We start from the raw sequence: 20,742 nt of genomic DNA on the forward strand, positions 1-20,742 counted from the left end.
CCACCACAGATCCCTGTGGGAGCGGGCTTGCCCGCGATGAGGCCCGCCCAGTCACTGAAGATTTAAACCGTTACCTGCTGCGACAAAAACAACAAGCTCAGGAGCACCACCATGAAAACCGCAACACTCGCCACCCGCCGCTGGTGGTACATCATGCCCATCGTGTTCATCACCTATAGCCTGGCGTATCTGGATCGCGCCAACTATGGGTTCGCCGCCGCGTCCGGCATGGCGGCGGACCTGATGATCACACCAGGCCTGTCGTCGATGCTCGGCGCGCTGTTCTTCCTCGGCTACTTTTTCTTCCAGGTACCCGGTGCGATCTACGCGCAGAAACACAGTGTGAAGAAGCTGATTTTCGTCAGCCTGATCCTCTGGGGCAGCCTGGCGACGTTGACCGGGATTGTCTCCAATGCCTACTGGCTGATCGTCATCCGCTTCATGCTCGGCGTGGTCGAAGCCGCAGTGATGCCGGCGATGCTGATCTACCTGTGCCACTGGTTCACCCGTGCCGAACGCTCGCGGGCCAACACCTTCCTGATCCTCGGCAACCCGGTGACCATGCTCTGGATGTCGGTGGTCTCGGGCTATCTGGTGCAGCACTACAGCTGGCGCTGGATGTTCATCGTCGAAGGTTTGCCAGCGGTGTTGTGGGCATTCATCTGGTGGCGCCTGGCCGATGATCGCCCGTCACAAGCCAAGTGGCTCAACGACCAGGAAAAACAAGACCTGGAAAGCGCACTGGCCGCCGAACAGGTCGGCATCAAGGCCGTGAAGAACTACGCCGAAGCGTTCCGCTCACCCAAAGTGATCATCCTGGCCCTGCAGTTTTTCTGCTGGAGCATTGGCGTGTACGGCTTCGTGTTGTGGCTGCCGTCGATCCTCAAGGCTGGCGCGCAGATGGACATGATTCAGGCCGGCTGGCTGTCGGCGCTGCCGTACCTGGCGGCGGTGATCGGCATGCTGCTGGTGTCCTGGGGTTCGGACAAACTGCAAAAACGTAAACGTTTCGTCTGGCCGCCACTGCTGATTGCTTCGATTGCCTTCTATGGTTCCTACGCCTTGGGTGCTGAACACTTCTGGTGGTCCTACACCCTGCTGGTGATTGCCGGCGCCTGCATGTACGCGCCTTACGGACCGTTCTTCGCAATCATTCCGGAGATCCTCCCGGCCAACGTCGCGGGCGGTGCCATGGCGCTGATCAACAGCATGGGCGCCCTCGGATCCTTTGGCGGTTCCTATCTGGTCGGTTACCTGAACAGCTCCACCGGCTCGCCCGGCGCCTCGTACCTGTTGATGAGCGGCGCGCTGATGTTCGCGGTGCTGCTGACCATTTTCCTCAAGCCCGGCGCCAGCGATCGGGAGCGGCCCGCGGCCACAGTAACGCGCACCGCCACGGCACATTCCTGAATTGAAGTTGAGATCTCGAAGATGAAAAAGCAGGTCGTCCTGTACAAGAAACTCTCGCCGCTGTTGATGGCTCGCCTGCACGAGCAGGCCGAAGTGACGCTGATCGAAAGCCTTGATGCCGAGGGCCTGGGCAAACTGCGCGATGCCCTGCCCCGCGCCCACGGCTTGCTGGGTGCCAGCCTGAAACTGGATGCCGAACTGCTCGATCTGGCGCCCAACCTCCAAGCCATTGCCAGCGTCTCGGTGGGCGTCGATAACTACGACATCGACTACCTGACCGAGCGGCGCATCCTGCTCAGCAACACGCCGGATGTATTGACAGAAACCACCGCCGACACGGGTTTCGCGCTGATCCTGGCAACGGCCCGGCGCGTCGTGGAACTGGCAAACATGATTCGCGAAGGCAATTGGACCCGCAACATCGGCCCCACGCATTTCGGCAGCGACGTGCACGGTAAAACCCTGGGCATCATTGGCATGGGTCGTATTGGCGAGGCGCTGGCCCAGCGCGGGCACTGCGGTTTCGGCATGCCGGTGATTTATCACAGCCATTCGCCAAAACCGGCGGTGGAACTGCGGTTCAATGCGCAGTACCGCAGTCTGACCGAGCTGTTGCAACAGGCGGATTTCATATGCCTGACGTTGCCGCTGACCGCTGAAACCGAAGGGCTGATCGGTGCAGAGGAGTTTGCGCTGATGCGGCCCGAAAGCATCTTCATCAACATTTCCCGGGGCAAGGTGGTCGACGAAATGGCAATGTTAGAAGCCTTGCGCACGGGCCAGATTCGCGCGGCGGGGCTGGATGTATTCGAACGCGAACCATTGAATCAGGATTCGCCGTTGTTGCAGTTGAACAACGTGGTGGCGACACCGCACATCGGCTCGGCCACCCATGAAACACGGGAGGCCATGGCCAGATGCGCGGTGGACAACCTGCTGGCGGCGCTGGCGGGTGAACGGCCGGCCAATCTGGTGAACGCTCAAGCGTGGAAGGCTTGAGGGATTGGATGTTTTATAGATAGCTTTCGCGAGCAGGCTCGCTCCCACATTGGAATGCGTATTCCTGTGGGAGCGAGCCTGCTCCGGGCGGCGTTCCGACGATGGGGCCCGCACATGCAACACAACGACCTCAGGCCCGCCGCGCCTCCAGCAAATTCGTCGCACACAATGCAATTCGCCGACAGGCATCAGCCAGCTTCATCTGATCCACCACCAACCCAATGCGGATATGCCCCGCCGCGCTCGGCCCGAACGCTTCGCCGGCCAGCACCGAGACGCCATGGCCCTCCAGCAGCCGTTCGGCGAAGTGCTGGGCCGACAACCCGGTCTGGCGTACATCGACCATCACGAACATTCCGCCATCCGGACGAATCGGCTTGAGGCCCGGACATTGGCCCAGACTTGCACACACCAGGTCACGACGCTGGCGATACTCTTCGCGCATCGAGGCCACTTCCGGCAGGTCACGGTCCAACGCCAATTGCGCGGCGTTCTGCACAAAATCCGGAATGCCGAACAGCATGCTCAACGACAGGTTCACCAGATGCTCGGCCATAGGTTTGGGCCCGATCACCCAGCCCACCCGCCAACCGCTCATGGCGTGGGATTTGGACAGGCTGTTGATCGTCGCCGTTCGTTCGGCCATGCCAGGCAGGCTCGCGGGGCTGATGTGCTCGCCCTCGTACAGTAGATCGCTGTAGACCTCGTCGCTGATCAGCCACAAATCGTGACGAATGCACAGCGCCGCCAGCTCCTGCCAGATCGCCAGTGACAAACTGGCGCCGGATGGATTGTTCGGACTGTTGAGCAGGATGGCGCGAGTCTTCGGCGTGATCCGTGCCGCGACATCCGCCGGGTCGACGCGAAACCCGTTCTGCGGACGCACTGGCACCGGGACCACTGTGGCCGCACACGCGCCGATCACACCTTCATAGGTCACGTACATAGGCTCGGCGACGATCACTTCATCGCCCGGATCGAGCAGGCATTGCGCCACCGAATACACCGCGCACTGCGCGCCTGGAAAGACGATCACATGCCCGGCATCCACCGCCTGACCGCTGCGTTGGCGCTGCCGGCGGGCAATGCTGTCGCGCAGCCCCCGACTGCCGCGTACTTCAGGATAATGAGTATCACCGGCCAACAGGCTGGCGATAGCCGCCTGGACAATCGGTTGCGGCGTATCGAAGTCGGGATCGCCAATTGACAGCAGCAGGACGTCGACACCCTGTTCGCGCAATTGCAGCGCTCGATCGTGAATCTGCCAGGCCGCCGCTCCATCACCGGCGATTCGCTGGGTCAAGGCTGAATAGCGCATGTCTGTCTCCTGTCGCGCGGGTGCTCCAAGCCACAACCCTACCTCAAATCACGAAACGCGCCACCATGGCGTGCAATTCCACCACTAAAACTGCCATCGGGGCTTTTGTGAAAAACCCTCAGCCGCAGCGAACGGCCATCCGCCAGACGCGAGCAATGTCGGTCGCTCGCTCACGCAGCAAGCGCGGCGCCTCGGCGCAGGCTTGCTCCAGGGTCATCGGTCCGCTCGCCAGGGCAAACGCAGCATCGATGCCGTGCTCATAGAGCGCCTGATAACCGTCGCCCAGGGTGCCGGCGATGACGATGACCGGCACGCCTTGCCGGCTGGCGACGCGCGCCACACCAAACGGCGTCTTGCCGCGCAGGGTTTGCGCATCGAAACGCCCCTCCCCGGTGATCACCAGATCGGCGCCTGCAACCGCTTCGGCCAGGCCCACGAGTTCGGCAACCACCTCGACCCCGGCCTTGAACTGCGCCCCCAGGAACGCTTTGGCGGCAAACCCCAGGCCACCCGCCGCGCCGCTGCCCGGCTCATCCCGAACGTCCTTGCCCAAGGCTGTCGCGCAATGGTCGGCAAAGTGCCCCAAGGCGCGGTCCAGTTGTTCGACCTGCGCCGGCGAGGCACCTTTCTGCGGGCCGAAAATCGCCGAGGCGCCGTGGGGGCCGCACAACGGGTTGTTGACGTCGGCGGCAATGTCAAAGCGTACCCGCGCCAGACGCGGATCCATGTCACTCAGGTCGATGCGGGCCAATTGCGCAAGGGCGAGGCCGCCCGGTGACAGCATCTGCCCCCGGGCGTCCAGCAGTTTCACGCCCAAGGCTTGCATGGCACCGGCGCCGGCGTCATTGGTCGCACTGCCGCCAATCGCCAGGATCACCCGTTGCGCACCGGCATCCAGTGCGGCGCGGATCAATTGCCCGGTACCGAAAGTGCTGCTGATGCACGCATCCCGTTGCGCCACCGGGACCAACTGCAAACCGCTGGCCTCGGCCATTTCGATGATCGCGGTGTGGCTCTGCGGCAACCAGCCCCAGGCGGCATCCACCGTTGCTCCCAACGGCCCGCGAACCACGGTGCGGCGCTGTTCGCCTTCGCAGGCGGCAAGAATCGACTCGACAGTCCCTTCCCCGCCGTCGGCCATCGGGCATTTGATCAGTTGGGCATCAGGCCAGACTTGCGCCAATCCCAATGCAATGGCGTCGGCCACGCCTTGAGCGCTGAGGCTGTCCTTGAACGAATCGGGGGCGATCACGATTTTCATGGGAATTCTCCAGTTCCAATGCCCACATGCTGCCAGCCGCCATGCACAATAACGCCGGTCCGCTGCACAAGCGCCGATGAGGATTATTGTTCATTTCCACAAAACCCGATCATTCACGCTGACCTCTGTAGGCGCTGGCTTGCCAGCGAAGGCGTCCTCAAGGTCAACGCAAAATCCGCTGGCCTCTTCGCTGGCAAGCCAGCTCCTACATGGAATCGCGTTGTTCAGTTTGTGGAAGCAGTTGCACGCCCAGATACAACGCGAGCATGCCGTCCAGTCTGAGTGGGTCAACCCCGCTCAGCTCGGCAATGCGCTCCATCCGATAACGCAGGCTGTTGCGATGAATGCCCAGTGCATCGGCGCAAGCCTGGCTCTGGCCGTCGTGTTCGCACCAGCTGCGCAGGGTCGCCAGCAACTGGCCGTTGCTGTCCTTGGCAATGACCTTGCGTAGTGGGTTGAGCAATTCGTCGAGGGCGTCGTCGTTGCGGTGGCGCCAGAGCATCACCGGCAGCCGATAGCGGTTCAGCGTCAGCAATCGGGAGCGCGGCAACACCTCGCGTCCGTAGGCCAGCAAGTCACCGACCCGGCGATAGCAGCGGCGCAATCCCGCCAGCCCGTCGGCTTGCCCACCCACGGCGATACGCAGGATGTTCCAGCCAAGGCCATCGAGCTTGTCCAGCAAGCGCTCGTTATCGACCGACTGGCTGGCCGGCCGGCACCAGAGCAATGAAGTTTTGGCCGAGCTCACGCACCAACTGTCGGGGTGACGGCTGGTCAACCAGGCACTGAGTGCCTCGACGGTTTGCCCTGGAGCGTGTTCCAGGCCCAGTTCGAACAAGTACGGCACCCGGGTCATTTGTGGCTTGAGGCCCAACTGCTGCGCTTCATCGACCAGTCGCGGAGCATCCCCGGCTTCGCTGAGCAACAACGCCAGCAGATCATCGCAGCGCTGGCGCCGCCATTGCTGTTCGGCCTGCTGGTTACGCTGGCCCACCAGCATCTCGGCGGTCATGCGCACCAGTTCGGCGTAGGTGCGCAGTTGCTCGGGTTCGCCGGTGATGCCCAGGACGCCGATCAGGCGCTGGTCCAGCATCAGCGGCAGGTTGATGCCCGGCTGCACACCCTTTAGATGAATCGCCGTCTGCGCATCGATCTCCACCACGCGGCCGTTGGCCAGGACCAGTTGCGCGCCTTCATGCCGGGTATTGACCCGCTCCGGCTCGCCGCTGCCCAGGATCAGGCCCTGACTATCCATGACGTTGACGTTGTACGGCAGGATAGCCATCGCCCGGTCGACGATGTCCTGGGCCAGGTCGTGATCGAGTTCGAACATGCAAGTGATCCTTGAAGACGGTGATGGAACGGGTTGTTCACCCGCACAGGCCTTGGTTGCAAACCCTGTGCTCAGGCACAAAGACAGCCACCCTGAGGGTGGTCGAGACTCTCTGGGCGATCAACGTTACCCTTTGCATCGCAAAAAATCATAATAAAGAGAGAGCCGCCATGACACAGAGCGCCGTAGCGTCCGACGCCATCGCTGACGACAAAAACGCCGTCTACAAGCGCATCACCCTGCGTTTGATCCCCTTCATTTTCATCTGCTACCTGTTCAACTACCTCGACCGGGTCAACGTTGGATTTGCCAAGCTGCAGATGCTCGACGCGCTGAAGTTCAGCGAAACCGTGTACGGCCTCGGTGCCGGTATCTTCTTTATCGGTTACGTGCTGTGTGGTGTGCCAAGCAACCTGGCCCTGACCAAATTCGGCCCACGGCGCTGGATTGCACTGATGATGATCACCTGGGGCACGTTGTCGACCTGCCTGCTGTTCGTCACCAGCCCGACCGAGTTCTACACCTTGCGCCTGTTCACCGGCGCTGCCGAAGCCGGCTTCTTCCCGGGCGTGGTGCTGTATCTCTCGCAGTGGTTCCCGACCTTCCGCCGTGGCCGCATCATGGCGCTGTTCATGTCGGCGATCCCGGTATCCGGTCTGCTCGGCAGCCCGTTCTCCGGCTGGATTCTCAACCACTTCGGCGCAGGCCAGGGCGGTCTCGCCGGCTGGCAGTGGATGTTCCTGATGCAAGGCATTCCAACCGTGATCCTCGGTGCGCTGGCTTATTTCCTGCTCAGCGACAGTTACGCCAATGCCAAATGGCTGACCCCGTTCGAGCGCTCGGTGCTGGAAGCCGACCACGCCGAAGATCTGGCGAACAAACCGAAAACCACGTCCGATTCACTGCTGGCGGTGTTCAAGAACCCGGCGATCTGGGCTTTCGGCCTGATCTACTTCTGCATCCAGAGTGGCGTGTACGCGATCAACTTCTGGTTGCCGTCGATCATCAAGAACCTGGGCTTCAGCGATAACCTGGTGATCGGCTGGCTCAGTGCGATTCCGTACCTGCTGGCCGCCGTTTTCATGCTGATGATTGGCCGTTCGGCGGACCTGCGCAAAGAACGCCGCTGGCACTTGGTGGTGCCGATGTTGATGGGCGCGCTGGGGCTGTTGATTGCGGTGAACTTCGCCGCCAACCCGGCCATCGCGATTCTCGGCCTGACCATCGCCACCATGGGCGCCCTCACCGGCCTGCCGATGTTCTGGCCGGTGCCGACGGCCCTGCTCAGTGCGGGTGCCGCCGCGGGTGGCCTGGCGCTGATCAACTCAATGGGCCAGATGGCCGGCTTCCTCAGCCCGTACCTGGTGGGTTGGGTCAAGGACAGCACCGGTTCGACCGATGCGGCGCTGTATCTGCTGGCGGGCGTGATTGTCTGCGGCAGTCTGTTGGCGCTGCGCATGACCCGTACCCTGCGCGCCTAAGCACCACCTGACCACTGTAGGAGCGAGCCTGCTCGCGATGGGCGTCAACGATAACGCGTTTATCCTGGATAAACGTGGTGTCCTGAAGTTCTTCGCGAGCAGGCTCGCTCCTACAGTTGATTCGAGTGTGTTTGAGATTTGCGTTTGCTCCCGGCAATGGTTCTGGTATCTGATTGAGCCTTTCCCACTGGTAAAAGGATTTGCTCATGAGCTATCGCACGCTGGGTCATTCGGGGTTGCAGGTGTCCACCCTGACCCTGGGCTCCATGATGTTCGGCGAACAGACCAGCACCGAAGATTCCCTGCGGATCATCGACAAGGCCTGGGACCAGGGCATCAATTTCATCGACACCGCCGACGTCTACACCAATGGCCGCTCCGAGGAGATCGTCGGCGAGGCCATCGCCAGCCGTCGCCATGAATGGGTGCTGGCGACCAAGGTCGGCTTCGGTCCTGTGGACGGCGTCCCCAACCGCAGCGGCCTGAGCCGCAAACACCTGTTCAACGGCATCGATGCCAGCCTGACGCGCCTGGGCACCGATTACCTCGACATCTATTACCTGCACCGCGAAGACCACAACACGCCGCTGGAAGTCACGATCTCGGCCATCGGCGATCTGATTCGCCAGGGCAAGATCCGTTATTGGGGCCTGTCGAACTACCGTGGCTGGCGCATCGCCGAAGTCATTCGCGTGGCCGACAAACTTGGCGTTGACCGGCCGGTGATCAGCCAGCCGCTGTACAACATCGTCAACCGCCAGGCTGAATCCGAGCAGATCACGGCGGCGCAAAACTACGGTCTGGGCGTGGTGCCTTACAGCCCGCTGGCGCGCGGGGTGCTCAGCGGCAAATACGCGCCTGATGTGAAACCGGACGCCAACAGCCGTGCCGGACGCCAGGATAAACGCATCCTGGAAACAGAATGGCGCGTCGAGTCCCTGCATATCGCCCAGCAAATCCAGCAGTACACCCAGGGCCGCGGCGTCGGCATCGTCGAGTTCGCGATTGCCTGGGTGCTGAACAACAGCGCCGTTACCTCGGCCATTGTCGGGCCGCGTACCGAAGCGCAGTGGGACGCCTACACTAAGGCGCAGGCGGTGAAGATCACAGCAGAGGACGAGGCATTCATCGATTCGCTGGTGACGCCGGGGCATGCATCGACACCGGGGTTCAATGATGTGAGTCATTTTGTGTCGGGGCGTACACCACGCAGCAACTGAACAAACACATAACCATTGTAGGAGTGAGCCTGCTCGCGATAGCGGTATTACATTCAACAGAGATGTTGACTGGAAGATCGCTATCGCGAGCAGGCTCACTCCTACAGGTGCCGGGTTGATTGATCGGTCAATATTCGTCTGAAAAACCACGTATCCTCTTCGCCCGTTTCACTCTCACTCAAAATCACGCGAGGACAGCTTGTCTAAAGGTATCGCTCTATCGGTTTCAGCCTCGGTGCTGTTTGCCGTCATGTATTACTACACGTCGCTGCTCACCCCGTTGAGCGGCGTGGAAATCTTCGGTTGGCGCATGCTGCTGACCGTGCCGTGCATGACCGTGTTCATGGTGGCGTCCGGCGAGTGGAAGCGCGTGCTGGAGATCGTTCGGCGCGCCATTGCCAACCCGAAACTGATGGGTGCACTGATCGCCTCCTCTGCCCTGCTCGGCGTGCAACTGTGGTTGTTCATGTGGGCGCCGCTCAATGGCTACAGCCTCGACGTATCACTGGGCTATTTCCTGCTGCCGCTGACCATGGTCTTGACCGGTCGCCTGGCCTACGGCGAGCGCCTGTCTTATCTGCAAAAAATCGCCGTGGTGTTCGCCTGCCTGGGCGTGATCAACGAGGTGTATCAGGTCGGTGGTTTTTCCTGGGCGACCTTGCTGGTCTGCATTGGCTATCCGGCCTACTTCATCCTGCGCAAACGGCTGGCGGCGGACAATCTCGGCGGCTTGTGGCTGGACATGGCATTGACGCTGCCGGTGGCGTTCTGGTTCATCCAGAGTGGCGCACAAGGTTTCGCTGTGTTTGACCAGCATCCCTGGTTGTCGCTGCTGATCCCGCTGCTCGGCGTGATCAGTGCGTCGGCGCTGGTGGTCTACATCATTGCCAGTCGCCTGCTGCCGTTCAGCCTGTTCGGCTTGTTGAGCTACGTCGAACCGGTGTTGCTGCTGGGAGTGGCATTGCTGCTGGGAGAAAGCATCAAGTCCGGCGAATGGCTGACCTACATCCCGATCTGGATGGCCGTGCTGGTGCTGATGTTCGAAGGGTTCAAGCATCTGGTGCGGCAGCGCAGGCCTTAAGCACACACAAAACAAATGTAGGAAACAAACTGTGGGAGCGAGCTTGCTCGCTCCCACAGTTTTTATCGGTGTAACGGTTTAGTCAGTGGAGAGAACACCACGACGCACCTGGTCACGCTCGATGGATTCGAACAGTGCCTTGAAGTTACCTTCGCCGAAACCGTCGTCGCCCTTGCGCTGGATGAATTCGAAGAACACCGGCCCCATCAGGGTTTCCGAGAAGATCTGCAGCAGCAGACGCTTGTCGCCCGACTCGGACGAACCGTCCAGCAAAATGCCCCGCGCTTGCAATTCGTTAACCGGCTCGCCATGGTTCGGCAAACGGCCTTCGAGCATCTCGTAGTAGGTCTCCGGCGGCGCGGTCATGAAGCGCATGCCGATGCTTTTCAGGTGGTCCCAGGTCTTGATCAGGTCATCGGACAGGAACGCAACGTGCTGGATGCCCTCGCCGTTGAACTGCATCAGGAACTCTTCGATCTGCCCGGCGCCCTTGGAAGACTCCTCGTTCAGCGGGATGCGGATCATGCCGTCCGGCGCGGTCATGGCCTTGGAGGTCAGGCCGGTGTACTCGCCCTTGATGTCGAAGTAACGGATCTCGCGGAAGTTGAACAGCTTCTCGTAGAAGTTGGCCCAGTAGGCCATGCGACCGCGATACACGTTGTGGGTCAGGTGATCGATGATCTTCAGGCCGGCACCGACCGGATGGCGGTCAACGCCTTCGATGAACACGAAGTCGATGTCATAGATCGAGCTGCCCTCGCCGAAACGGTCGATCAGGTACAGCGGCGCACCACCGATGCCTTTGATCGCCGGAAGGTTCAGCTCCATCGGGCCGGTTTCGATGTGGATCGGCTGGGCACCGAGTTCCAGGGCGCGCTTGTAGGCCTTTTGCGAATCCTTGACGCGGAACGCCATGCCGCACACCGACGGGCCGTGCTCGGCCGCAAAGTACGAGGCCACGCTGTGAGGTTCGTTGTTGAGGATCAGGTTGATCGCGCCCTGGCGATACAGGTGCACGTCCTTGGAACGGTGGGTCGCCACCTTGGTGAAGCCCATGATCTCGAAGATCGGCTCCAGGGTGTTCGGGGTCGGCGATGCGAGCTCGATGAATTCAAAGCCCATCAGGCCCATTGGGTTTTCGTATAAATCTGCCATGGTCGGCGCCTCATCATTCTTTATCAATTAACAAAAGGTTAGTTGTAAGCAATGCTGAGACCGGTGGGTGGCGCACAGGAGATGCCCCGCACGCTGCGGGCGAGAAAGTCACCGTAGATCAGTTGAAACCCGAATATCTTCATTGTCGACCCAAGGCTCTTGCGGGCGAGGCTTCTGCTGCCAGAAGACGATTATTATTGTATGCGTAAACCAATTCTACACAGCGTAAATCAATTTGTCCGCCTTCTGTATCAAATCCCCTTTCTCCCTGCTCGTGCAAGGGGTTTATTGCACAGGAAAATCCCCGCCAGAATCAGCCCGCCTCCCAGGCACATGGCCAGCGTCAGCGGCTCATCCAGCAGCAGCGCGCCAAGGATCACCGCCGTCAGCGGGTTCAAGGCAATGAACACCCCGGAACGGGTCGCGCCGATTTTGCGGATGCCGTCGTAGTAGGCAATGTAAGCCAGCGCCGACCCCAGCACGCCCAGGTACAAAAGACTCATCCATTGCTGCGCACCGAGTTGAGCGATCGCGGCGACACTCACCTCACCGCGCACGATGCAGGTAATCCAGAGCATGACGGTGCCCAACAGGATCGACCAGGTCACGGTTTGCACCGGCCCCAGGCTGTGATTCAGTTCCCTGGAGAACAGCGAGTAGACACTCCAACCGAGGACGCAACCAAAAATCAGCAAGTCGCCGAGCCAGGCCCCCGCACCCGCACCGACACCGCCGGCCAGTAGTTGCGGGTCGCGACTGACGATCACCATGCTCGCGCCTGCCATGCCGATCGCAATGCCGACGACCTTGGCCCGGGTCAAACGCTCCTTGAACAGCAGCCAGGAAGCGAGGCCGATCACCGCCGGATTCAGCGCCACGATCAAGGACGCCCGTGAGGCATTGATGTAATGCAGGCCGTAAAAGAAGCACAAGTTGTAGAAAAAGATCCCGAAAAAGCCAAGCAACAACAATTGCAGCCATTGCCGTGGGCTGGGCCGGACCAGCGGCGTCCGTGCCATGCGTATAAACAGCAGCAACGCCACGCTGGCCAGCAGAAACCGCAGGCTGGCCGCCAATAACGGGCTTAGGCCGCCGGCCAGATAGCGCCCGGCGACGAAGGTGCCACCCCACACCATGGTGACCGCCGCCAGTTTCAGATACACCGGCAGATCCGAGGGTTTTGCCAGGCTTTGCGCACAGATCGTCATGGATTGCAGGACCGGATGTTGGAGAGATGACGTATCATTGGGTTAATACCCAGTCATCGTAAAATGAGCAAACACTCATGACCCTCACTCAACTGGAGATTTTCTCCCTCGTGGCCGAACTCCAAGGCTTCACGGCAGCAGCCAATCGCCTGGGTATTTCCCAATCGGCGGTGTCCCATGCCTTGAAGTCCCTGGAACTGGAGTTGGGTGTCGAGCTGTTGCGCCGCCATCAATCCCGGGTCGAGTTAAGCGACATTGGCCAGCAGTTATTACTGCGCGCCCGAGCGATGCTCGGCCTGGCCAACACCCTGCGCCAGGAAGCGGCCGATGCGAGGGGCATGAAACGCGGCACGCTACGCATCGGCTCCTTCGGCCCGACCTCATCGATCAAATTGCTGCCGTTGATTCTGCAGCAGTTCCGCGCTGCCCATCCTGGCATCGAGGTGCATATCGACGAAGGCCCCGACCGCCAAGTGCTCCAATGGCTGGAGGAACGACGGATCGACATCGGCTTTGTGGTGTTGCCCGAGGAGCGTTTCGACACGGTCGCGTTGATCGAAGACCAGATGGTCGCGCTGCTGCCCACCGACCACCCGCTGGCGGTTCATGACAGGCTGAACCTGAAGGACCTGTGCGATTTCCCGTTTGTGCTGACCGAGGCCGGTTCTTCGGAGCTGGTTTCACGCCTGTTCACGGCGGCCCGACTGACGCCCAACATCCGTTATCGCTGCTCACAGTTGATGAGTACTCTGGATGTCGTCGCTCGTGGCGACGGGGTGACGGTAGTAGCCGAAGGTTCATTGCCCAATCGAATTGACGGCCGCTGTGTGAAAAAACCGCTGTCGCCGGCAGTGTTGCGCCAGGTCGGCCTGGCGGTGCTCGATCGACGCCAGGCATCACCCGCGACGCTGGCTTTTATCAAACTGGCCGAAAGCCTTGACTTGCGTTGAGCGGCATAACCGCCAAGCGCCAACTATCATGACCCGTACCCGAACTCTTCATGGGAGGCGTTTTGCCCTGCCAGTGTTTGAGAGCCTTACTTCTTCGTGACAGGATTCGCGAATGCCGCTGAAAGCCAAAACCCGCAGTCGCAGCACAAGCATGGCTGTCACCCTGATCAGTGGATTGCTCCCGGTGCTGCTGGGGGCCGCCATTCTGTACATGCAAGCAGGGCGTGCGCTCAAACACAACGCCGAACAAACCGCGGAAGAAGCGGTTCGCCAGTTCGACTTGATGCTCGACAACTCTGCCCAGGCCGCTCGTGAACTGCTGCCACTGGCGGGCCAAAGTTGCGCTGACGTCAGTCTGGCCCTGCGCGAGCAGGTCACTCGCCGCCCATTCGTGAGTTCAACCAATCTGGTGTGGAACAACAACCTCTATTGCAGCTCTCTGTTCGGCGACTACCAGGAAAAGGTCAACCCCGGTGACTACTCCCAGGGCGCCTTACAGCTCATGAACGGCAATCCGGTAACGCCCGACACCGCCTTGCTGGTATACCGCCTGAGCGAAGGAAAAAAAGGTGCACTGACGACCCTCTATGGTCATCACTTGAGTCATATTCTGCGCTTGATCGGCCGCAAGACCTTGCTCCTGCTGCAAGTAGGCCCGGACTGGATAGCCGCCGACGGCAAGGTTCACAGGGGCGCAGCGCCTGACCTGCCCGTTGCGCAAAGTCGATTGGCCTCCCGGCACTATGCGTTTGCCGTGGAAGCCGGCTTTCCCGAAGGCGAAACCTGGCGATACATGCGAAACGAATACCCACCATTGTTCAGTTTGCTGATTTTCTTCGGTGTGATTGCCGGGTCAATCGGTCACTTCCTGCAAAAACGCTCATCGGCACCCACCCAGGAAATGCAACGGGCACTGGAAGCTCAAGAATTCATTCCGTATTTTCAGCCAGTGGTGCATGGCGACAGCAAAAACTGGTCCGGCGCGGAAGTGCTGATGCGCTGGAAACATCCGAAGGAAGGTCTGGTGCGTCCGGACCTGTTCATCCCGTTTGCCGAACACTGCGGGCTGATCGTACCAATGACCCGCTCGCTGATGCGACAAACCGCCGCCCTGCTCGCCCCGCAATCCGCCGGATTCAACAAACCGTTTCACATTGGCATCAATATCACCGCCAGCCATTGTCAGGACCTGGAGCTGGTCAAAGACTGTCGCGAGTTTCTCGATGCGTTTGAGCCGGGCTCGATCCATCTGGTGCTGGAACTGACCGAACGTGAACTGATCGAGCCCACGGCCATCACCCTGCAACTGTTCGAGCAACTTCGCGAACTGGGCGTGAAAATCGCCATCGACGACTTCGGCACGGGTCACTCAAGCCTTGGCTACCTGCGGCAGTTCAATGTGGACTTCCTGAAAATCGACCAGAGTTTTGTCGCCATGATCGGCATCGACACGCTCTCCAGCCACATCCTCGACAGCATCATCGAACTGGCGGTCAAGCTCGACCTTGCCCTGGTGGCCGAAGGTGTCGAAACCCGTGAACAGAGTGATTACCTGAGCGCTCATCAGGTCAACTTCCTGCAAGGTTATCTTTTCGGCAAACCCTTGCCCGGCGCGGAATTCATTAGTGCATTAAGCAACCGTTAACTCACGAATTTAACCGACAAAACAACGATGACACGCACCAATTTGAATCAAAACACTACTGCCGCTACATGAAAAAAAAGACAGGATTTACTCTTGGCCAATTAACTACTACAATTTTACATGCCTGCGCTAAATTGACAGGTGAGCCACTATCACCGAGTCGCTACAAGGCTCTTGGCTTATAGCTTTGTTTGCGGTTGGTATCAGCCAAACACACTATTGGAGTAAAGATATTGTCCAGACTCGCTGAATTTCGTGCAGCCGAAAAGGCCCTTCAAGAACAGCTCAAGCAGTTGGAATCCCTGAAGAACGATGCCGGGCTCAAGAAAGAAATCGAATTCGAAGAGAAGCTCCAGGGCTTGATGAAAACCTATGGCAAGAGCCTGCGCGACATCATCGCCATTCTCGATCCCAACCCGGCAAAATCCGGCCTGCTGCAGGCAGCAGCACCTAAAACCCGCCGCGCCCGCGTGGTCAAGGTTTATCAGAACCCGCACACCGGCGAGCTGATTGAAACCAAGGGCGGCAACCACCGCGGCCTGAAAGCCTGGAAAGAACAGTACGGTGCAGCCACCGTTGATTCCTGGCTGCGCGGCTAATTCTCGCGGCGACAAGAAAGCCCTGCTTATGCAGGGCTTTTTCATGAGCTATCTAAATGCCCGGGGCAGATGCCAGACAACTACCTGACTGCCAACAACTTTGTGCTTAATCCATTTGGATATCTAAAATTTTCTTCATGCATCGAAAAAGCACTGTCGCTTACTAAAGTTTCAAGCTGTTACGGGCAGCGTCTATTTCATCCTGGCTCGCCTTATAAGCCTCGGCCTGCCCGGCGTAGGAAAGAACATAGGCCTTATCGACATCCACCGCGGCCACCAATGTTTGAGAAAGCACATGCCTGCCGTTTTGCGTGACGGTACAGGTTGTTTCCAGTGCGGCCAGTCGACTCAACGTAGTCGCATGAATTCGCGTGCAGACACTTTGATACCCGCCCTGAAAGAAGTCTTTTTGAACTGACTTGCGCATCTCCAGCAATACGCCTTCGAGATTTACCTGGTGATCGCTTTGCACCGGGCTCATGGTCAGTTCCATCACCATGAGCGGCGATCCATTCTGATCATTTTTGACCGCCCGCTGGCGACTCACCCCCGACGCCGATTCAGGCACGACTTCGACCTGCCAACCTTCCGGCCAGGTCACTACTGGCGCATCGGCACGCGCAGCGCCAGCCACCGAAAGCACGCTTAACAGAATGAACAGCAGTTTATGGAATCTAATCATTGCACTGGGCACTCACGGATCAAGCCGTAAAGTCTGGGCCCAGGCCGGCCGTCAGGCAATAGCCGACTGTTCGGGTTTGGTGATGTCCGAGCCCTTGCGTATCATTGACGCCATTCGTTTGCCCACATATTTCCCGGAGGGCCCATGAGCCTGCACGAATTGAACACTTTCCCCGGCGTCACCGCCCAGCCGGACGCCGCCACGCAGAAGTTTGTCTTCAACCACACCATGCTGCGGGTCAAGGACATCACCAAGTCCCTGGATTTCTACACACGCATTCTGGGTTTTACGCTGGTGGAAAAACGCGACTTCCCGGAAGCCGAGTTCAGCCTGTATTTCCTGGCGCTGGTCGACAAGAACCAGATCCCGGCCGATGCTGCCACGCGCACCGAGTGGATGAAATCGATCCCCGGCATTCTGGAGCTGACCCACAACCATGGCACCGAGAACGACCCGGATTTCGCCTACCATAATGGCAACACCGACCCCCGCGGTTTCGGCCACATCTGCATCTCGGTACCGGACATCGTCGCCGCGTGCGAGCGCTTTGAAGCACTGGGCTGCGATTTCCAGAAACGCTTGAGCGATGGTCGCATGAAGAGCCTGGCATTCATCAAGGACCCGGACGCCTACTGGGTCGAGATCATTCAGCCGGCTCCACTGTAGGAGCGAGCTTGCTCGCGATGGTCGTCAACGATAACGCTGGTTGGCAGGTGCCCCGCGGTGTTCTCAGGTTCATCGCGAGCAAGCTCGCTCCTACAAGTAACGTGCAAGACAAAAAAACCCCATGATCAATCATGGGGTTTTTTGTTTTCAGCGTCGGGGTTCATGCCGGGGCAGAAGTGCGGATCAAGTGATCGAAGGCACTCAGGGAAGCCTTGGCGCCCTCGCCCACTGCGATCACGATTTGCTTGTATGGCACGGTGGTCACGTCGCCGGCGGCGAACACACCCGGCACCGACGTTTCACCACGAGCGTCGACGATGATCTCGCCACGGGGTGACAACTCAATGGTGCCTTTGAGCCAATCAGTGTTGGGCAGCAGACCGATCTGCACAAAGATTCCTTCCAATTCCACACTGCGCAATTCGTCGCTCTGACGATCCTTATAGCGCAGGCCGCTGACCTTCTGGCCGTCGCCGGTGACTTCAGTGGTTTGAGCACTGGTGATCACGGTGACGTTCGGCAGGCTGTGCAACTTGCGCTGCAACACCGCATCGGCACGCAACTGCACATCGAACTCCAGCAGCGTGACATGGGACACGATACCGGCCAGGTCGATGGCCGCTTCGACGCCGGAGTTGCCGCCGCCAATCACTGCCACGCGCTTGCCCTTGAACAACGGGCCATCGCAGTGCGGGCAGTACGCCACGCCTTTGTTACGGTACTCCTGCTCGCCCGGGACGTTCATTTCACGCCACCGTGCACCGGTCGCCAGAATCACGGTTTTGGCCTTCAACTTCGCACCGCTGGCGAAGTGGACTTCGTGCAGCTCTCCCACTTTGCCCGGTACCAATTTGTCGGCACGTTGCAGGTTCATGATGTCCACGTCGTACTGCTTGACGTGTTCTTCCAGGGCCACGGCCAGTTTCGGCCCTTCGGTTTCCTGCACCGAGATGAAGTTCTCGATGGCCATGGTGTCCAGCACCTGCCCACCAAAACGTTCCGCCGCGACACCGGTACGAATGCCTTTACGGGCCGCGTAGATTGCCGCCGAGGCACCGGCCGGGCCACCACCGACCACCAGCACATCAAAGGCATCCTTGGCGCTGATTTTCTCGGCCTGGCGTTCGATGCCGCTGGTGTCGATTTTAGCGAGGATTTCTTCCAGGCCCATGCGGCCTTGGCCGAAGTTCACGCCGTTGAGGTAGATGCTTGGCACCGCCATGATCTGGCGCTCATCGACTTCGGCCTGGAACAGCGCGCCGTCGATCGCGACGTGGCGAATGTTCGGGTTCAGTACTGCCATCAGGTTCAGCGCCTGGACCACGTCCGGGCAGTTCTGGCACGACAGCGAGAAGTAAGTCTCGAAGCTGAATTCACCTTTGAGCGAGCGGATCTGTTCGATCACTTCGGCACTGGCTTTGGACGGGTGGCCGCCAACTTGCAGCAAAGCCAGTACCAAGGACGTGAACTCATGGCCCATCGGAATGCCGGCGAAACGCAGGCTGATATCGGCCCCGGGGCAATTGATCGAGAACGATGGTTTGCGTGCATCATCGCCGTTGTCGAGCAAAGTAATCTGCGTGGAAAGACTGGCAACGTCTTTCAACAGTTCGAGCATTTCCTGGGATTTCGCACCGTCGTCGAGGGATGCAACGATCTCGATCGGCTGAGTGACCCGTTCCAGGTACGATTTCAACTGGGCTTTAAGATTGGCGTCCAACATACGGGCGATTTCCTTTTTGCTGTTTCATATAAAGCAGGCATAAAAAAACGCCCGAGCGAATTTCGCCCGGGCGTTTTTATTGGGCGGTGCAGCTTACTGGGTAGGTGCGGAGTTCCGCCCTGATGAAGCGATCACAGACTTAGATCTTGCCGACCAGGTCCAGGGACGGCGCCAGAGTGGCCTCGCCTTCTTTCCACTTGGCTGGGCAAACCTGGCCAGGGTGAGCAGCGACGTACTGGGCCGCCTTGATCTTGCGCAGCAGCTCGGAAGCGTCACGACCTACACCGCCGTCGTTCAGCTCAACGATCTTGATCTGGCCTTCCGGGTTGATCACGAAGGTGCCACGGTCAGCCAGGCCTGCCTCTTCGATCAGCACGTCGAAGTTGCGGGAGATGGCATGGGTCGGGTCGCCGATCATGGTGTACTGGATTTTGCCGATGGCTGGCGAAGTGTTGTGCCAGGCAGCGTGGGCAAAGTGGGTATCGGTGGAAACGCTGTAGATCTCGACGCCCAGCTTCTGGAACGCGTCGTAGTTGTCAGCCAGGTCTTCCAGCTCGGTCGGGCAGACGAAGGTGAAGTCTGCCGGGTAGAAGAACACTACAGACCACTTGCCTTTCAGGTCAGCGTCCGAGACTTTTACGAAGTCGCCATTTTTGAATGCGTCAGCTTTGAACGGTTTAACTTGGCTGTTGATGATAGGCATCGTTGACTCTCCGTCAGGGGGTTAAGAAGTTGATGGAGAGAACTTTACTCACTCGACGAACGGAAGGCTCATTGGCAAACCTCATGCCGCTGATTGGCATTCGCTATTAGCCGACTGTATTAATAGAAGAAAACGATCTCTAGGATCACACCGGTCTTTCCGCGATGCGCGCCATGCCGAGGAACGGACTGGCTTCGATGTAACGCATGGCCGACTTCATGTCCTTCCAGCCCACATAGCTCATCAGCGACTTCAAATCCCAGCCGCTCTGATGCGCCCAGGTCGCAAAGCCGCGGCGCAAGGAGTGGCTGGTGTAATGCTCGCCGGCGATACCCGCCCGCGCCAACGCTTGGCGCAATAACGGAATGACGCTGTTGGCGTGCAATCCCTCCTCGCCCAAATGCCCCCAGCGGTCGATGCCCCGGAACACCGGTCCACGCACCAGTGCCGCCTCGGTAATCCAGTCGATATAAGCCTGCACCGGACACAAACGCTGCAAGGCCGGCGTTTGATAGGTCTTGCCGAGGTTGTCGCGATCGCTCTTGCTGCGCGGCAAATAGAGGCTGATACCGGAACCGGCGCTCGCCTGAACGTGTTCAACCTGAAGCCGGCACAACTCGTCACTGCGAAAGCCGCGCCAGAAGCCCAGCAGAATCAACGCCATGTCGCGCCTGGCCCGCAGCAAACCCGGTCGATCGCCTTCGGCCCTCGCGGTTTGCACTTCTAGCTCCAGACAACTGACCACCTGTTCCAGATGCCGAAGCTGCAAGGGTTCGGCTTGTTTTTCCTGGGCCGGGTGCAGCGCGCGAATGCCCTTGAACACTTTGCGTACCACCGGCGCCTTGGTGGGATCGGCAAAACCCTGGCTGTTGTGCCACTGCGCCAATGCCGACAAACGCAGTTTCAGCGTATTGATCGACAACACACCGGCATGGGCCACCAGATAGCGCGCCACACTGTCGCCGGTGGCCGGCAGAAAACCGCCCCATGTCACCTCAAAGTGTTCGATGGCCGCGCGATAGCTGCGACGGGTGTTGTCGCGTGTCGCAGCCTGCAGATAGCGATCCAGATCGCTCATAGGAAATGAACCTGTTTTGACCGACTGTAGGAGCGAGCTCGCTCGCGATGATCGTTAACGATCACGCTGGATGCCTGTATGCACGCAGTGCTCTGAAGTTTTTCGCGAGCAAGCTCGCTCCTACAGGGTTTGTGTACGGAATTAGCGCGAGGAATACCTCAAAATTTCACTCACACGGGGTAATACCAGTATATCCCGTGTTAATAGTATTCAGTATTTAACTTTATCAA

The 20,742-nt window shown here is 59.4% G+C and carries 18 protein-coding genes; 9 read left to right on the plus strand and 9 right to left on the minus strand.

Translation table 11 applies throughout. The annotated features are described in order from the left end of the window. Window positions 1-111: 111 nt before the first annotated feature. Both ACM6IK_RS01450 and ACM6IK_RS01455 read left to right on the plus strand, forming a co-directional pair. Window positions 112-1,410, plus strand: coding sequence for an MFS transporter (locus ACM6IK_RS01450; protein WP_414872832.1), 1,299 nt, complete (start codon window positions 112-114; stop codon window positions 1,408-1,410). 21 nt (window positions 1,411-1,431) lie between these two features. Beyond that, window positions 1,432-2,409: a 2-hydroxyacid dehydrogenase gene (locus ACM6IK_RS01455; protein ID WP_414872833.1), complete on the plus strand. Its 978-nt coding sequence runs from the start codon at window positions 1,432-1,434 to the stop codon at window positions 2,407-2,409. 130 nt (window positions 2,410-2,539) lie between these two features. Here ACM6IK_RS01455 and ACM6IK_RS01460 read toward each other — a convergent pair whose 3' ends face one another. From ACM6IK_RS01460 to ACM6IK_RS01470, 3 genes are all read right to left on the minus strand, one after another. Continuing rightward, window positions 2,540-3,727, minus strand: a complete 1,188-nt coding sequence (locus tag ACM6IK_RS01460; protein ID WP_414872834.1) for a pyridoxal phosphate-dependent aminotransferase — start codon at window positions 3,725-3,727, stop codon at window positions 2,540-2,542. 118 nt (window positions 3,728-3,845) lie between these two features. Beyond that, window positions 3,846-4,988 (minus strand): glycerate kinase, encoded by a 1,143-nt coding sequence (locus tag ACM6IK_RS01465; protein WP_414872835.1) that lies wholly within the window; start codon window positions 4,986-4,988, stop codon window positions 3,846-3,848. A gap of 205 nt (window positions 4,989-5,193) precedes the next feature. Continuing rightward, window positions 5,194-6,321, minus strand: coding sequence for a sugar diacid recognition domain-containing protein (locus ACM6IK_RS01470; RefSeq protein ID WP_414872836.1), 1,128 nt, complete (start codon window positions 6,319-6,321; stop codon window positions 5,194-5,196). A 170-nt stretch (window positions 6,322-6,491) separates the two neighbouring features. Here ACM6IK_RS01470 and ACM6IK_RS01475 point away from each other — a divergent pair, with 170 nt between their 5' ends. From ACM6IK_RS01475 to rarD, 3 genes are all read left to right on the plus strand, one after another. Further along, a complete protein-coding gene (locus ACM6IK_RS01475; RefSeq protein ID WP_414872837.1) occupies window positions 6,492-7,802 on the plus strand; it encodes an MFS transporter in 1,311 nt (436 codons plus the stop codon). 206 nt (window positions 7,803-8,008) lie between these two features. Next, window positions 8,009-9,022 (plus strand): aldo/keto reductase, encoded by a 1,014-nt coding sequence (locus ACM6IK_RS01480; RefSeq protein WP_414872838.1) that lies wholly within the window; start codon window positions 8,009-8,011, stop codon window positions 9,020-9,022. A gap of 199 nt (window positions 9,023-9,221) precedes the next feature. Next, window positions 9,222-10,103, plus strand: coding sequence for an EamA family transporter RarD (gene rarD, locus ACM6IK_RS01485; RefSeq protein ID WP_414872839.1), 882 nt, complete (start codon window positions 9,222-9,224; stop codon window positions 10,101-10,103). A 78-nt stretch (window positions 10,104-10,181) separates the two neighbouring features. Here the strand turns inward: rarD and hppD are convergent, their stop codons facing one another. Beyond that, on the minus strand, window positions 10,182-11,258 hold the full coding sequence (gene hppD / locus ACM6IK_RS01490; protein ID WP_414872840.1) for a 4-hydroxyphenylpyruvate dioxygenase: 1,077 nt from the start codon (window positions 11,256-11,258) through the stop codon (window positions 10,182-10,184). A gap of 251 nt (window positions 11,259-11,509) precedes the next feature. Then, window positions 11,510-12,466, minus strand: coding sequence for a DMT family transporter (locus tag ACM6IK_RS01495; protein ID WP_414872841.1), 957 nt, complete (start codon window positions 12,464-12,466; stop codon window positions 11,510-11,512). A gap of 77 nt (window positions 12,467-12,543) precedes the next feature. Here ACM6IK_RS01495 and ACM6IK_RS01500 point away from each other — a divergent pair, with 77 nt between their 5' ends. From ACM6IK_RS01500 to ACM6IK_RS01510, 3 genes are all read left to right on the plus strand, one after another. Next, window positions 12,544-13,416, plus strand: coding sequence for a LysR substrate-binding domain-containing protein (locus ACM6IK_RS01500; RefSeq protein WP_414872842.1), 873 nt, complete (start codon window positions 12,544-12,546; stop codon window positions 13,414-13,416). Window positions 13,417-13,528: 112 nt separating this feature from the next. Further along, a complete protein-coding gene (locus ACM6IK_RS01505) occupies window positions 13,529-15,061 on the plus strand; it encodes an EAL domain-containing protein (RefSeq protein WP_414872843.1) in 1,533 nt (510 codons plus the stop codon). A 233-nt stretch (window positions 15,062-15,294) separates the two neighbouring features. Beyond that, the gene (locus tag ACM6IK_RS01510; protein ID WP_008051761.1) at window positions 15,295-15,660 is read left to right on the plus strand and encodes a histone-like nucleoid-structuring protein, MvaT/MvaU family; all 366 of its coding nucleotides are present in this window, start codon (window positions 15,295-15,297) and stop codon (window positions 15,658-15,660) included. A gap of 163 nt (window positions 15,661-15,823) precedes the next feature. Here ACM6IK_RS01510 and ACM6IK_RS01515 read toward each other — a convergent pair whose 3' ends face one another. Then, the gene (locus tag ACM6IK_RS01515; RefSeq protein ID WP_414872844.1) at window positions 15,824-16,342 is read right to left on the minus strand and encodes a DUF4946 domain-containing protein; all 519 of its coding nucleotides are present in this window, start codon (window positions 16,340-16,342) and stop codon (window positions 15,824-15,826) included. Between the two features lie 144 nt (window positions 16,343-16,486). Here ACM6IK_RS01515 and gloA point away from each other — a divergent pair, with 144 nt between their 5' ends. Then, the gene (gene gloA / locus ACM6IK_RS01520; protein WP_414872845.1) at window positions 16,487-17,008 is read left to right on the plus strand and encodes a lactoylglutathione lyase; all 522 of its coding nucleotides are present in this window, start codon (window positions 16,487-16,489) and stop codon (window positions 17,006-17,008) included. 160 nt (window positions 17,009-17,168) lie between these two features. Here the strand turns inward: gloA and ahpF are convergent, their stop codons facing one another. From ahpF to ACM6IK_RS01535, 3 genes are all read right to left on the minus strand, one after another. Then, window positions 17,169-18,731 carry an alkyl hydroperoxide reductase subunit F gene (gene ahpF, locus ACM6IK_RS01525; RefSeq protein ID WP_414872846.1) on the minus strand — a complete coding sequence of 521 codons (1,563 nt, stop codon included), beginning with the start codon at window positions 18,729-18,731 and terminating at the stop codon, window positions 17,169-17,171. 139 nt (window positions 18,732-18,870) lie between these two features. Next, window positions 18,871-19,434 carry an alkyl hydroperoxide reductase subunit C gene (ahpC, locus tag ACM6IK_RS01530; protein ID WP_007975937.1) on the minus strand — a complete coding sequence of 188 codons (564 nt, stop codon included), beginning with the start codon at window positions 19,432-19,434 and terminating at the stop codon, window positions 18,871-18,873. A gap of 145 nt (window positions 19,435-19,579) precedes the next feature. Next, window positions 19,580-20,512 carry a site-specific integrase gene (locus ACM6IK_RS01535; protein WP_414872847.1) on the minus strand — a complete coding sequence of 311 codons (933 nt, stop codon included), beginning with the start codon at window positions 20,510-20,512 and terminating at the stop codon, window positions 19,580-19,582. Window positions 20,513-20,742: the final 230 nt, after the last annotated feature.

This window comes from Pseudomonas sp. IT-196MI5, from assembly GCF_949767415.1.
Taxonomy (GTDB): Bacteria; Pseudomonadota; Gammaproteobacteria; order Pseudomonadales; family Pseudomonadaceae; genus Aquipseudomonas.